Origin of the sequence: Denitratimonas tolerans, assembly GCF_037203605.1 — a bacterium.
Lineage (GTDB): Bacteria > Pseudomonadota > Gammaproteobacteria > Xanthomonadales > Xanthomonadaceae > Denitratimonas > Denitratimonas tolerans.
Window position 1 is genome coordinate 42,483 of sequence record NZ_JBBDHC010000009.1, and the last position, 14,645, is coordinate 57,127.

Sequence of the window (14,645 nt, forward strand, 5' to 3'; positions counted from 1 at the left end):
CATACGGTGGCGAACGGAAAGGCGCGCGGACGCGACGCCTGCTCATGCGGCAGCGTCTTTCGGCGGCGGCAGGTCGAACCAGGCCGGCATCGCGGCCCAGAGGAAGAAGCCCCACGAGCGCTCGCGAATGCGGGTCTGCCAGATGTCCACCGCCTGCTGCGGCAGGCCGGGGTCGGACGGATCGCAGGGTCCGGTGGCGGTCAGGTCGCGCCGGCCGGTGCGGATGTCCAGCCCGAACTCGACGATCACCACCGGCACTTCCGAGATGCGCGCGATGCCGAACAGCCCCGTGGTGAAGCGCGCCGGGCGGTCGAACAGCGTGACCGGTTCGGTCGGATCGTTGGGATGGGGCGGCACGTCGAGCATTCCGCAGACCCAGGTGGCCCCCGCCTCGCCCGACCTGAGCGCCTTCACCGAGCGTCGCACCGCGCCGTCGGGCATCACCAGGCTGCGGCCGTTGACCCGGCGCAGCTGCCACATGCGCAACGCGCCGTACCAGTAGGCCAGGAAGGTGCCGCCCATGGCGCGGCGGCTGAGCGGGGCGATCAGGCCGGAGATGACGACGTCCTGCTGGCGCAGCGCGCGCAGCGCCCAGAAGCCCGGGCACCAGTGGAAGAACACCCCGACCGCGCCGCCCTTCACCTCGGGCCACCGGTCCCAGCCGTCCACGTAGCGCGCCAGCCAGCGATCCGAGCGCGTCATGCACAGGTAGAGATCGGCGTGGTCCACCAGGCGCGAGAGGCGGAACTGGCGCGCCCACAGCGCCGCATCGTCGATCGGGACGTGCAGCCGCGCCTGCGCCAGCGCGGCCTGCCATTCCTGGCGGTAAAGCCAGGAAAAACGCGAGCACAGGCGCAGCCAGCGAAACCCCAATGGCCAAGGAACCAGCGCCGACAGTCCGGGGATCAGGTAAAGCTCCAGCAGGGCGCGCAGTTCCCGGCGCAGCGAGGCGAGCATCGGCGGGGCACACGGCATCGAAAAGGGGACCGCGATGGTACTGTAGCGCCCTGTTTTCCGCTCCTCGACCCCGCATGATCGCCCCCATTTCAACCCTTGGCGCGCTGGCGCTGGAATGCTCGGCGCCGATGGCGCGCAGCGCGCTGGCGCGCGAGGCGGCCGCCGAACTCGCCGATCACGTTGCCGCCGATCTGGCGCGCTTCCTGCCGGGCGTGGAGCAGGTGGACCTGGCGCTGGCGGCGGCCGCGTTCGACCCCTCCGAACTGCTGCGCGCCGGCTGGCCGGTGCACGCCGCGCTGGATGCCCTGGTCGAGCGCGCGCCCGAGCCGCACCTGCCGCGCGTCATGGGCTTTGGCGCGCACGAGGGGCAGATGCCCGAGGGCCTGGAGCCCGATCCGGCGCTGCACGGCGGGCCGCTGCGGCTGGTGCCCTTCGTGCTGCGCGGCGATCCGCGCGCCCTCGCCGCGGTGGCCCGGGAAATGGAGGAAAACCTGCTGGAAAAAGGCATGGCGCAGGCCGCCACCGCCTTCTTCGCCCAGCGCGCCTTCAACGCCCCGATGGAACACGCCCGCTACCTCAGCCTCAACGACCTGCTCGCCATGACCGCGATGCAGTACGAGCACGCCGGCATCGCGCCGCTGTGGCCGCTGATCGAAAGCGCCCTGCTGACGCCGGAGCGCGAGGAATGGCTCGATGCCCCGCCCGAGCCGCTGCTGCGCTGGGACGGCAGCGAAGTGCGCATCGCGCTGATGGACCTGCCGGCCTGGTCCGAGCACGGCTTCCAGCCGCAGGGCATCGACGCCGAGCGCCTCGGGCGCGCCTTCGAGCGCTTCCAGATGCGGCAGCAGCAGTTCGCCGCGGTGCTGGGCAGCCACGGCATCCCGGTGCGCTTCGATCACTGCGGCACGGGCGACGACCCGCGCCAGGTGCTGCGCGCCTGATCGACATCCACGCCCCGGAGCCGCCGCCGTGTCCCTTGCCCACCTGCCGCCCGCCCCGCTGATCGCCCTGCGCAACGCGCACCTGTTCGCGCCCGAAGATCGCGGCGTGGCCCACCTTCTGCTCGGCGGCGGCCGCGTGCTGTGGATCGGCGCGCGCTGGAATGACCTGCCCGCCGACTTCGGCGTGGAGACGCTCGATCTGGAAGGCCGCCGCCTGATCCCCGGCCTGATCGACGGCCACGTGCACGTCACCGGCGGCGGCGGCGAGGCCGGTTTCCGCACCCGCGTCCCGGCCCTGCCGCTGTCGCGCTATACCGGCGCGGGCATCACCACCGTCATCGGTCTGCTCGGCACCGACGATGTGGCGCGCAGCCCGCGCGAGCTGCTCGCCACGATCCACGCGCTGCGCGAGAAAGGGCTTTCGGCCTTCGGCTACAGCGGCGGCTACCACCTGCCGCCGGCCACCCTGACCGGCTCGCTGCGCGGCGATCTGGTTTTTCTCGAACCCCTGATCGGCGTCGGCGAACTGGCGATTTCCGACCACCGCTCCAGCCAGCCCACGCTCGACGAACTCCTGCGCGTGGCCTCCGACGCCCACGTTGCCGGCCTCATGACCGGCAAGGCCGGCGTGGTGCACCTGCACCTGGGCGACGGCGAGCGCGGGCTGGAACTGGTGCGCCAGGCGCTGGATCAAAGCGAGCTGCCGGCGCGCGTGTTCCAGCCCACCCACGTCAACCGCCGCCGCGCCCTGTTCGGCGAAGCGCTGGCGCTGGCGCGCCGCGGCGTGCCGATGGATGTCACCGCCTTCCCGGTCGAAGAAGGCGAAGACGCCTGGAGCGCCGCCGACGCCTTCCTGCGCTGGCGCGAGGCCGGCGCGCCGATGGACCGGCTCACCGTCAGCTCCGACGCCGGCGGCTGCCTGCCCTGCTTCGATGCCGACGGCCGGGTGTGCGGCATGGACGTGGGCGCGCCCGGTGCGCTGCTGGAAACCCTCGCCGAACTTCTCGCGCGCGGCGTGCCGCTGCCCGAGGCCCTGCCCGTCTTCACATCGAACGTCGCCCGCGCGCTGCGTCTCGCCGGCAAGGGGCGCGTGGCGGTCGGCGGCGACGCGGACCTCCTGTGTCTGGACGAGGCCGGCGGCGTGCACCACCTGATCGCCCGCGGCCGCGTCCACTGGCGCGGTGCCAGGCCCGTGCTCGCCGGCACCTTCGAAACGGCCGGGGCACCGGCATGAAGCGCGCCATGATCCTCGCCGGCCTCGCCGCCCTGCTGCTGGCCGCCGCAACGGTGTGGTGGCTCAAGGGCCGTTCGCTCGAAGTGCGCGTCACCGAACCGCAGCTGCGCGCGCAGCTGGCCGAGCGCTTCCCGGTCGAGCGCACCGTGCTGCTGCTCCTGCGCTGGCGCCTGGCTGACCCGAGCCTGGAGTTCCTGCCGCAGCGCCAGCGCGTCGCGGTCGGAGTCGACGCCCGCCTCAACCTCAAGCTGGAGGGCGGTCGCAGCGACCTGGGCGGACGCATCGAGCTGGAAACCGGGGTGCGCTACGACGAGGCGCGCGGCGCGCTCTTCCTCGTCGATCCGGTCATCACCCGGCTGGTCATCGACGGCCTGCCCGAGGGCCACGCCCAGCGCGCCACCGACTCGGTGCGCGAACTGCTCGCGGAGGTCTTCAGCCAGAAGCCGGTCTACACCCTGGACCGCACCGACCTGAAACAGGGCTCGGCGCGCCTGCTGCTGCGCGAGCTGCGGATCGAGGACGATGCGGTGGTGGTGCGGCTGGGGCTGTAGCGCGCGGCTTGATGCGCGTTGTGGGTGGTGTGGTTGGTGGCTTCTTTCGGTTTTGGTTGGGCGCTGTCGCGGGGTTTCGTCCGCCTCGGCGGCGGCCGAGTTACCTTTCTTTGCTTGTCCAAAGAAAGCTAACCCAAAGAAACGACACCCCGGCACCGCGCACCGCCTGCTGCGCAGGCGGCGTGCCCTGCGTTGCTCGGCAACCGGCGGCCGGCGCGAACTCGGCCATCCATGGCCTCGAACAGCCGCGCCTATCCCCGCCGGCCGCCTGCGCTACTCGGCGCGGTTCATGGGGATCCGGTAGATCAAGAGCGAAAGCCGGCAGGCAGCGAGATGACCGCACGCTCCTGCTCTCACGAACCCGGAAGGCGCAGCCTTCCGGGCGGGCCGCTGGGGTCGCCTTTCTCATGGTTACTTCTCTTTGGCGAAGCACTGCGCCGCAGGAGCGGCGCGAACGGCGAAGCCGGCCCCGAAGGGGCGTAGGGCAGGATGCCCGGAGTAAAGAGAAGTAACTCGGCCGCCGCCGAGGCGGACGAAATCCCGCGAAAGCACCCAGCCAAAACCGAAAGAAGCCGTACCCCAAGCACCAGGCCACCATCCACACCCATGGCGCATCCACGACAGCCCCGCTTGGAAAATCCCGCCAACGCGGCAAAAATGCGCGGTCCGCGCCGCGCGATTGCAGTCCTGGAGCAAGAAGAACCATGAGCCCTAGCAGGGTCGCCGACGGCGACGAGCGCGGCTGGATCGTCCCGATCGGCGGCGCCGAGGACAAGGAGCACGATCCGCGCATCCTCAAGCGCTTCGTGCGCGTGTGCGGCGGCGGCGAGGCCGATATCGTGGTGATCCCGACCGCCAGCCGGCTGGAAGATACCGGCGCGCGCTACGAGAAGATCTTTTCCGACCTTGGTGCCGCGCGCGTCACTTCGCTCAACTTCGCCACCCGCGCCGACGGCGAGCGCGAGGACTGGCTGGAGCGCATCGCCTACGCCACCGGGGTGTTCTTCACCGGCGGCAACCAGCTGCGCCTGTCCACCATCCTGGGCGGCACCCGCGCGGCCAAGATGATCCGCCAGACCAACGCGGCCGGCGTGGCCGTGGGCGGCACCAGCGCGGGCGCGAGCATTCTTTCCGAACACATGATCGCCTTCGGTGCCGAAGGCGGTTCGCCGCGCGCCGACAGCGTGCGCCTGGCGCCGGGCCTGGGTCTGACCAACCGCTTCATCATCGACCAGCACTTCCGCCAGCGCGACCGCCTCGGCCGTCTGGTCAGCGCGCTGGCCTACAACCCCTTCCCGGTCGGCATCGGTCTGGACGAGGACACCGCGGCCTTCATCGGCCCGGACAACACGTTGGAAGTGGAAGGCTCGGGCGCGGTCACCGTGGTGGATGCCGACGGCGCGGAGTTTTCCTCGATGGCGCAGGCCGACGAGAGCGATCCGGTCTGCCTGATCGGCCTGCGCGTGCACGTGCTGGTGCGCGGTGCCACCTTCAATCTGCACACGCGACGCGCTTCGGCGGGAACGCTGGAGCGTGGCTGATTCGCACGGTTCCGGTGCCCATCCGTCGGAATGGGCGTCGGGAAAGGGCCGTCGGGGAGCGTGGCTGGGGATTGTTTCCAGCGGAATCCGCTATCCGCCATCCGTCGCACCGGTACTGCGCGGCACGCTCTTCAGGGGAAACGCGCCGGCCGCGCTTTTGTTCGGATATTCGGATAAACTGCCAACCCCATCACGTATTTCCGGAGCTTCACCCATGAGTCGTCCAACGATCCGCCTCTTGCTGCAAACCGCCGCGGTTGTGGTATTCGGCCTGTGCCTTGCTGCTCCGGTGATGGCGCAGAAGAAGGCTTCCGACCTCCACGCCAAAGGTGCCAGTGCCTTCACATCGATCAACGGCAATCCGCTGACCGTGCGCGTGGGCGACAACAACTCGTTCCAGGTGTTCAATGCCGCGATTCCCGGTACCGGTCAGTTCTATCCGGAAGACTCCCTCGACACGGGAGCCATGGGCTGGATCGTGCAGGTGGGCGGCGTCCAGTACGCGCCAACGCTGCAGGCGGGCGGCAGCATCGGGGCTGCGACCCCGTACAGCGGCACCGCCGTCAGTGCGGTGAGCGGCAGCGGCACCAGCGCCTCGCCCTTTCAGGTCACCGTGGATGGCACCCTGGGTGCCAGCGGCATCACCGCGCGCCAGGTGGTGAGCTATGTCAACGGGCAGAACTACTACAGCATGCGCATGACGCTCACCAACGGCGGCGCGGCGGCCCAGAGCGCCAGTGTGTTCCTGGGTGGTGATATCTACCTGGCGGGAGATGACGCCGGCATTCCCACGCGCCAGGGGGCTTCGAATGCGGTCGGTGGCAGCGACTGCGGTGCCACGCCCAGCTACTTCATCCTGTTCATTCCGCAGACGCCCGTCACGGCCTGGACCGGCGCTGGTTACGACTCGGTCTGGAGCCAGATCGGTGCCGGCGCGCTCGACAACGCGCTGGCCACCGGCTGCATCGACAACGGTGCCGCGCTGCAGTGGAACCGCAGCATTCCGGCCGGTGGCAGCGTCACGCTGGAGGCGAGCGTGTCCTTTGGCGACATTCCCGACATCGTGGTCCCCGTCGCGCCGGTCAACGTGATGGTTCCCGCCTCCAGCCACCAGAGCCTCCTGCTGATGCTGTTGGCGATGATGGGTGCCGGCTGGCTGGTGCTGCGCCGCCGCTGATCGGCCGTCGCGTTACCCGCGTCACGCGGAGCGCCGGTACCCGGGAGGGGCCGGCGCTTCGTCGTTCCGGGGGCTGATCGCCGCGCTGCCGCACCGCGCAATTCCCCTTCCCCGCGCTTTTGGGCATCCTGCACGTCTCATCAGGGGATCGTGTCGGAGGGGACACATGCGCATCGTTGATCGTTCCGTGTACGTGGGGCCTTCGCTCTACGCGCATTTTCCGGTAATCCGGCTGGAGCTGGATCTGGGCGAACTGGAAGCCTGGCCGAGCGCGCGCCTGGGCGAGGACTTCATCGGCAAGCTGCTGGGCGCCCTGCCGGGGCTGGCCGAACACGGCTGCTCCTACCGCGAGCCGGGCGGCTTCCTGCGGCGGCTGCGCGAGGGCGAGGGCACCTGGCTCGGGCACGTGCTCGAACACGTCGCGATCGAGCTGCAGAACATCGCCGGCGAGGACGTCACCTTCGGCAAGACCCGCAGCATCGACGGCCGCCCCGGCGTCTACAGCGTGGTGTACGAATACACCCAGCGCGAAGAGGGCATCGAAGCGGGCATCCTCGCGCTCAAGCTGCTGTGCGCGCTCCTGCCCGAGGCGATCCGGCCGCCCGGCGCGGTGCCCGAGGGTTTCGACTGGGCTACCGAGCGCGACGCCTTCATCCGCTTTGCGCAGCGCCAGGCGCTGGGGCCGTCCACGGCCTCGCTGGTGGCGGCGGCGCAGGCGCGCGGCATCCCGTGGCTGCGGCTCAACCAGCAGTCGCTGGTGCAGCTCGGGCACGGCAAGTACCAGCAGCGCATCCAGGCCACGGTGACCGGCAAGACCTCCTACATCGCCGTGGAGCTGGCCGGCGACAAGGAGGAAACCAACAAGATCCTCGCCGCGCTCGGCCTGCCGGTGCCGCGCCAGGAGCTGGTCACCAGCGAGGAAGGTGCGCTGCGCGCCGCGCGCCGGCTCGGCGGCGCGGTGGTCACCAAGCCCTACAACGGCAACCACGGCCGCGGCATCACCATCAACATTTCCGATCCTGACGCCGTGGCCGCAGGTTTCCGCGCCGCGCGCGAGCACTCGCGCTCGGTGATCGTGGAAACCTTCCAGGAAGGCGACGACCATCGCCTGCTGGTGATCAACGGCGAGCTGATCGCCGCCACCCGTCGCACGCCCGGTCATGTGGTGGGCGACGGCAAGCACACGATTGCCGAACTCGTGGACATCGTGAACCAGGACCCGCGCCGCGGCGTGGGCCACGAGAAGGTGCTGACCCGCCTGGCGCTGGATGCGCACGCCGAACAGATGATGCAGCGCGTGGGCTACACCGCCGAATCGGTGCCGCCCGAGGGCGAGCCGGTGTTCCTGCGCGCCACCGGCAACCTCTCCACCGGCGGCACCGCCACCGACGTCACCGACATCATCCATCCCGACAACCGCGACATGGCGGTGCGCGCGGTGCGCGCCATCGGGCTGGACGTGGGCGGCGTGGACTTCCTCACGCCCAACATCGCCGAGAGCTACAAGTCGGTGGGCGGGGCGATCTGCGAGGTCAACGCCGCACCGGGCTTCCGCATGCACGTCGCACCCAGCGAGGGCACGCCGCGCGACGCCGCCGGCCCGGTGATCGACATGCTGTTCCCGCCCGGCGCGCCTTCACGCGTGCCGATCGCCGCGATCACCGGCACCAACGGCAAGACCACCACCGCGCGCATGCTGGCGCACGTCGTCAAGATGGCCGGCTACACGCCCGGGCTCACCACCACCGACGGCGTTTACATCGACGGCCAGCGCACCGTGGAAGGCGACATGACCGGCCCGGTGTCGGCGCGCATGGTGCTGAGCGATCCGCAGATCGACCTGGCCGTGCTGGAGACCGCGCGCGGCGGCCTCTTGCGCGCCGGCATGGGCGTGTCCGAGGTGAACGTGGGCGCGGTGCTCAACGTGCAGTCCGACCACCTGGGCATGAAGGGCATCGATTCGCTCGAACAGCTCGCCGAGGTCAAGCGCATCGTCGCCGAAGTGGCGACCGACTGCGCCGTGCTCAACGCCGACGACCCGCTGGTGCTGAAGATGTCGGGCTACGTCGAAGCCAAGAGCATCTGCTACGTCACCACCACGCCCTCGCACCCGCTGGTGCGCGAGCACATCCGCGCCGGCGGGCGCGCCTGCGCGCTGGAGGCCGGCATCAACGGCCAGATGATCACGCTCTACGACAAGGGCAGCCACCTGCCGCTGCTGTGGACCCACCTGATCCCGGCCACGCTGGAAGGCCGCGCCATGCACAACGTGCAGAACGCCATGTTCGCCGCCGCCATCGCGTATTCGCTGGGATTGAAGCTCGACGCCATCCGCCAGGGCCTGCGCACCTTCGACACCACCTTCTTCCAGGCCCCGGGCCGCATGAACGTGTTCGACGAGCACCCCTTCAAGGTGCTGTTCGACTACGGCCACAACGCCCACGCCGTCGGCGCGATGGCCGATCTGGCGCAGCGGCTCGACGTGACCGGGCGGCGCATCGTGGTGCTGGCCGGACCGGGCGACCGGCGCGACGAGGACCTGCAGGCCATCGCCGACGCCGTGGCCGGGCGCTTCGACCACTACATCTGCCGCCGCGACGACTCCCTGCGCGGGCGCGACGGCGACACCGTGCCGCTGATCCTCCAGCGCCGGCTCAAGGAGCAGGGCGTACCCGAATCGCAGATCTCGATCATCCCGGACGAGCAGGAAGCCATCGATGCGGCCCTGCGCATGGGGCGCGCCGGCGACCTGCTGCTCGTGTTCGCGGACGCCTTGATCCGCTCCTGGAAGCAGATCATCAAGTTCCGCCCGGAGGGCGCACCACCCAAGCCGGCTCCGGCTGCCGCGGTGGTGAGTGAAGCGCCGAGCGATCCGGTGGCAGTGGCGCACGCCGAGCGCCTGCGCGAGCTGATGGAAGGGGCGGTGCGCGACGAACGCGGCATCGTGTTCGCGCGGGAAGTCGATGACTGAGGTGCAGGCACCGCCGCTGCCCTTCGACGGCTCGCGACGGCTGACCGGCCCCAACCGCCACTTCGCCGAACCTGGCGTGGTGCTGGAGCCGGCATCCGGCGTGGCCGTCGACGAGGCGCGCCTCGCGCGCTGGGCCGCGAACGTGCGATCCATGCGCGATGCGCTCGGTTGGCCCGATGCGCCGCTCGCGGCCGAACCCCACGCCGGCGGCGTCAACCTCGCCTTCGTCGCGCCGGTCGATCGCCTGCTGTGCGCCACCGAGGTCAACGAATGGGCCTGGGGTGAGGCCTGCGGCGAGTCCGTGGGTGAAGCGCCCGGCCACCCGGCGAGCCGGGATCGTGAACAGGCCACGCATACGCTCGCCGCACTGGCGCGCGCGCAGCAAAACCCGGTGCTGACCACCCTGCTCGCCGAGGCGCAGCGGCGCGGCGTTCCGGCGCTGCTCGATGACGAGATCCTCACGCTGGGCAGCGGTGCCGGCGGGCAGGATTTTCCCCTGACCGCCCTGCCCGCGCCCGAATCCATCGACTGGGCGGCGCGCCATGCGGTTCCCACCGCCCTGGTCACCGGCTCCAACGGCAAGACCACCACCGTGCGCCTGATCGCCGCCCTGCTGCGCGCCAGCGGCCGGCGCGCGGGCTGGTCCTGCACCGACGGCCTGTTCGTGGAGGGCGAAAAGCTCGAATCGGGCGACTACTCCGGCCCGGTCGGCGCGCGCACCGTGCTGCGCCGCCGCGGCATCGACGCCGCCGTGCTGGAAACGGCGCGCGGCGGCATCCTGCGGCGCGGCCTGGCGACCGAGCGCGCCGACGTGGCCGTGGTCACCAACGTGAGCGCCGACCACTTCGGCGAATACGGCATCCACAGCCTGGAAGACCTGATCCGCGCCAAGCTCACCCTCGCCCGCGCGATCGACGCGCGCGGCCTGCTGGTGCTCAACGCCGACGATGTGCGGCTGCGCGAGGCCGGCCTGACGCTCGCCGCGCCCGTCGGCTGGTTTTCGCTGGACGAGAACGCGGCATTCCTGCGCGAACGCGCGCCCACCCGCCCCGCGTGCCTCGCGCGCGAGGGCCATCTCTGGCTGCATCCGCAGGGCATCACCGCGGCCGGCATCGACCTCGGCGATATCGCCGCGATGCCGCTGAGCGTGGGCGGCGCGGCGCGCTACAACATCGCCAACCTCGCCGCCGCCGCGCTCGCCGGTTTCGCGCTGGGCATCGACATCGACACGATTCGCGCAACGCTCGCGAGCTTCGGTGCCGACAACGCCGACAACCGCGGCCGCCTCGAGCGCTGGGAATGGCGCGGCGTGCGCGTCTGGCTCGACTACGCGCACAACCCGGAAGGGCTCGCCGGCCTGCTCGATCTGGCCCAGACCCAGCGCCGCGGCGCGCGCCTGGGCATCAGCCTCGGCCACGCCGGCAACCGCCTCGACGAGGCCCTGCGCGCCGTCGCCCGCACCGTGGCGCGCTATCACCCGGATCGGGTGGTGCTCAAGGACGTGGACGGCTACCTGCGCGGGCGCATGGCCGGCGAAGTGGCCCAGGTGATCGGCGACGCGCTGCAGGCCGAAGGCGTGGCATCGGCAGCCATCGACGTCATCCCCGACGAAGCGGAAGGTGCCCGCGCCCTGCTGGCCTGGGCGCAGCCGGGCGACCTCCTCGTCCTGCCCGTCCTCGGCGTCAAGGCGCGCGAGGAGATCCTCGCCATCCTCGCCGGCGCATAGCGCGATGGCGGAAACGCCTGCGGCGGTTCCGCCCTACGAAGTACCCGCGTAGGGCGGAACCCGCGCAGCGGTTTCCGCGTCGTTGGCCCGCCGTGCCGCCGCCGTTCGGCGGGCCAATGGCGCGTGCGCCGTCGCGTTGCCGCAGCCGTCCGGCTACTCTCCCGGTATTGCTGCCGAACCCTCAATGATTCCCATGGCCGATACCTCGTTGGAAACCCTGCGCCGCGCGATTCTGGAGCTGCTCCCGCCCGATGGCGGCAGCGTCGGCAACCAGAGCCTGCGCGAACGGCTGTCGCAGCACCTGGGCACCGCCGTTTCACAGGAAGACTATTTCGCCGCGCGCGACAGTCTGCTGGCAGAAGGCGCGGTGGCGACGGGCCGCGGGCGCGGCGGTTCGGTGCGGCGCGTCGTGGGTGAGGAGCCAGCCAAGCCGCTGATTCTCGCAGCGCAGGAAAAACCCGCCGGGGCCGATGCGCCCGCACCCCGGCAAGCCACGATGAGCCTTGCGCAAACCCGGCAGGCAAAGACCGAGGCCGCACCCCGGCAAACCGGCGAAACGGCGCAGGTGATCGCCTACCGCCATGACCAGAAGCGCAAGAACAACCCCGACGTCGGCGTGGTGACGCCGGAAACCGACCCCGAGCAGCCGCGCACCGCCTGGGCCTGGGATCCACACATCGACCCGGCGCTGCAGTTCGACGTGGGCCGGGCGCAGATCGAGCGCCTGATCGACGATGCGCTCGCCTGCGGCGATGAGGCGGTGATGCGCCAGGCGCTGGAAGAGCTCAAGCGCCTGTCCGAGCCCTACCTCAACTGGGCCGGCAAGGCCGAGCGCACCAGTTTCGAGGTCGATACCGTCAGCCTGCACGTCCACGAGCGCATCGACCCGGCCAGCCTCCTCGCGGTGGTGAAGAAGCGCCTGAAGAAGGAGAAGGGCGAACACGGCGGCACCGGCGACCTGTTCCGCGCCTGGTTCGAGGAGCCGCTGCCCTACCGCGAAGCCATCGAGTTCTACCGCCACGACCGCGGCTGGGCCAACCGCCTGGTGGCCGGCGATTCCCTGCTGGTGATGAACAGCCTCTTGCAGAAGGAGGGCATGGCCGGGCAGGTGCAGATGATCTACATCGACCCGCCCTACGGCATCAAGTACGGCTCGAACTTCCAGCCCTTCGTCAACAAGCGCGACGTGAAGGACCGGAAGGACGAAGACCTCACGCAGGAACCGGAAATGATCAAGGCGTTCCGGGATACCTGGGAGCTGGGGATTCACAGCTATCTGACCTATCTGCGGGATCGGCTGCTGCTGGCGAAGGAGCTGCTGCACGAATCGGGTAGCGTGTTTGTGCAGATTTCGGATGAGAACGTGCATCACGTGCGTGAATTGATGGACGAACTGTTTGGTGCAAACTGTTTTCTTGGTTCAATTGCAGTTGTCAAAACGTCGGGCCTAGCAGCCTCAGACACATTAGCCAGCTCGTTCGATTACCTCATCTGGTATTGCTGTAATCGATCCAAGGTGAAGTATCGCCCTCTATTCTTCCCTCGGGAGAACAAAGGAGAGGGAATACAACCCTACATCTACGCAGTAGATCCATCGACAGGAATCAAGCGCCGTTTCGGCGAATTCGAGGCAAAAGCTCCTGAACGTGTGTCTATGGTCAGAAGGTATCGTTCTGACAATCTCACTAAACCAGGGCCTGGGAGCAAGTACGAACTTGAATTTTGTGGAAAGGCGTTTGACCCGGGCTCGCGTTGGTGGGGTACTACTCCGGATGGGATGGGGCGAATCAAGAGAGCAGGTCGATTGATGTTGAGTGGCCAAGGGGTTTGGTATGCGAAGTATTGGGATGATTTTCCGCTGAGCCCCTACAACAATCTCTGGACAGATACGGGCTCTAGTTTTATGAGTGACAAAATGTATGTCGTTCAAACGAGCAGCAAGATCATTGAACGCTGCCTCCTGATGACCACCGACCCCGGCGACCTCGTGCTCGACCCCACCTGCGGCTCCGGTACCACCGCCTTTGTCGCGGAAAAATGGGGTCGCCGCTGGATTACCTGCGACACCTCGCGCGTGGCGGTCACGCTGGCCAAGCAGCGGCTGATGACCGCCAGCTACGACTACTACGAGCTGAAATACCCGCACGAGGGCCTGCGCGGCGGCTTCATCTACAAGACCGTCCCACACGTCACCCTGAAATCCATCGCCAACAATCCGGAGATCGACGAGATCCACGAGCGGATGCACCCGGCCATCGAGCGGGCGCTGGAGGCGCTCAATGCGGCGCTGAAAACCGCGGGCGCGCCGTTCAAGGTTTCCGAGGGCGGGCGCAAGGGCACGACGCTGGATTTTTCCCCACCGTCATTCCCGCGTAGGCGGGAATCCAGTGACTCGGATCCTGCAACCGGTACCAAGGCACTGGATTCCGGATCGCCGCTGCGCGGCGTCCGGAATGACGAGCTGTTGGAATGGGAGGTGCCGTTCGACTTCCCGGACGACTGGCAGCCGGAGGCGCGCGAGGCCTTCGAGGCCTTCCACGCCGCCCGTCAGGCGATGCAGAAGAAGATGGACGATTCCATCGCCGCGCACGCCGATCAGGAAACCCTGTACGACCAGCCGCAGGTTTCCAAGGACAAGCTGCGCATCACCGGCCCGTTCACGGTGGAGGCGGTGCCCTTTCCCAGCGTGCTGTCGCTGGACGAGGCGCAGGCGCCGGCCGAGGCCGATGTCAGCGTGGCGCGCTCGGGCGAATCCCTGCGCCAGCACGCCTGGCGCGACGAGCTCTTGAAAACCGGCATCCGCGGCAAGGGCGGCCAGATGCTGCGCTTCACCGCGCTGGAAACCCTCCCCGACACCCGCCACCTGCACTGCACCGGCCACGCCGACAGCGGCGAACGGGTGGTGGTGAGCTTCGGCCCGGAGCACGGCGCGCTGGAGCAGCGGCAGGTGGAGCTGGCGATGCGCGAGGCCGGCGAGCTGTTCCCGCGCCCGAAGATGATCGTGTTCTGCGCCTTCGCCTTCGACCCGGAGGCGGCCAAGGACATCGACGCCACCCGTGGCATCGTCGCGCTCAAGGCGCAGATGAACACCGACCTCCTCACCGAGGATCTCAAGAAGGCGCGCAGCAGCAACCAGAGCTTCTGGCTGATGGGGCAGCCGGACGTGGAACTGCGCCAGCGCAAGGACGGCAGGTACGAGGTGGAGGTCAACGGCTTCGACTACTTCGACACCACCACCGGCGAGCTGAAGTCCGGCGGCAAGAAGAACATCGCCGCCTGGAGCCTGGACACCGACTACGACGAGCGCAGCCTGTTCCCGCGCCAGGTGTTCTTCCCCATGGCCGGCGCGAAGGACGGCTGGAACAAGCTCAAGCGCGACATCAAGGCCGAACTGGACGAATCGCGCCTGGACAAGCTCCACGGCACCGTGAGCCTGCCCTTCGAACCGGGCGAGAACCGCAAGGTGGCGGTGAAGATCGTGGATGATCGGGGGATCGAGTCGCTTAAAGTCATTCCTCTGGATTGACGGGGGAAAGGGATCTAACCA

The 14,645-nt window shown here is 69.2% G+C and carries 9 protein-coding genes; 8 read left to right on the forward strand and 1 reads right to left on the reverse strand.

Features of this window, described 5'->3' with window-relative positions; all coding sequences use genetic code 11:
* Window positions 1–42 precede the first annotated feature (42 nt).
* On the reverse strand, window positions 43–975 hold the full coding sequence (locus tag WB794_RS07810) for a hypothetical protein (protein ID WP_337335291.1): 933 nt from the start codon (window positions 973–975) through the stop codon (window positions 43–45).
* Between the two features lie 56 nt (window positions 976–1,031).
* On the opposite strand from WB794_RS07810, the gene WB794_RS07815 reads away from it, so the two are divergent.
* The 8 genes from WB794_RS07815 to WB794_RS07850 all read left to right on the forward strand — a co-directional run bounded on the left by WB794_RS07815 (window position 1,032) and on the right by WB794_RS07850 (window position 14,624).
* Window positions 1,032–1,898: a hypothetical protein gene (locus WB794_RS07815; RefSeq protein ID WP_337335292.1), complete on the forward strand. Its 867-nt coding sequence runs from the start codon at window positions 1,032–1,034 to the stop codon at window positions 1,896–1,898.
* A gap of 28 nt (window positions 1,899–1,926) precedes the next feature.
* Window positions 1,927–3,132, forward strand: coding sequence for a beta-aspartyl-peptidase (iadA, locus tag WB794_RS07820; protein ID WP_337335293.1), 1,206 nt, complete (start codon window positions 1,927–1,929; stop codon window positions 3,130–3,132).
* Complete coding sequence (locus WB794_RS07825; protein ID WP_337335294.1) at window positions 3,129–3,683, forward strand: DUF1439 domain-containing protein; 555 nt, start codon at window positions 3,129–3,131, stop codon at window positions 3,681–3,683. The genes iadA and WB794_RS07825 overlap by 4 nt, the downstream gene beginning before the upstream one ends.
* 704 nt (window positions 3,684–4,387) lie before the next feature.
* A complete protein-coding gene (locus tag WB794_RS07830; protein WP_337335295.1) occupies window positions 4,388–5,224 on the forward strand; it encodes a cyanophycinase in 837 nt (278 codons plus the stop codon).
* A gap of 214 nt (window positions 5,225–5,438) precedes the next feature.
* Window positions 5,439–6,401: a hypothetical protein gene (locus WB794_RS07835; protein ID WP_337335296.1), complete on the forward strand. Its 963-nt coding sequence runs from the start codon at window positions 5,439–5,441 to the stop codon at window positions 6,399–6,401.
* A 166-nt stretch (window positions 6,402–6,567) separates the two neighbouring features.
* Window positions 6,568–9,372, forward strand: a complete 2,805-nt coding sequence (gene cphA, locus WB794_RS07840) for a cyanophycin synthetase (protein ID WP_337335297.1) — start codon at window positions 6,568–6,570, stop codon at window positions 9,370–9,372.
* Window positions 9,365–11,098 (forward strand): Mur ligase family protein, encoded by a 1,734-nt coding sequence (locus WB794_RS07845; protein ID WP_337335298.1) that lies wholly within the window; start codon window positions 9,365–9,367, stop codon window positions 11,096–11,098. Before cphA ends, WB794_RS07845 begins: the two co-directional genes overlap by 8 nt.
* Window positions 11,099–11,282: 184 nt before the next feature.
* A complete protein-coding gene (locus WB794_RS07850; protein ID WP_337335299.1) occupies window positions 11,283–14,624 on the forward strand; it encodes a site-specific DNA-methyltransferase in 3,342 nt (1,113 codons plus the stop codon).
* The last annotated feature ends 21 nt before the right edge of the window (window positions 14,625–14,645 follow it).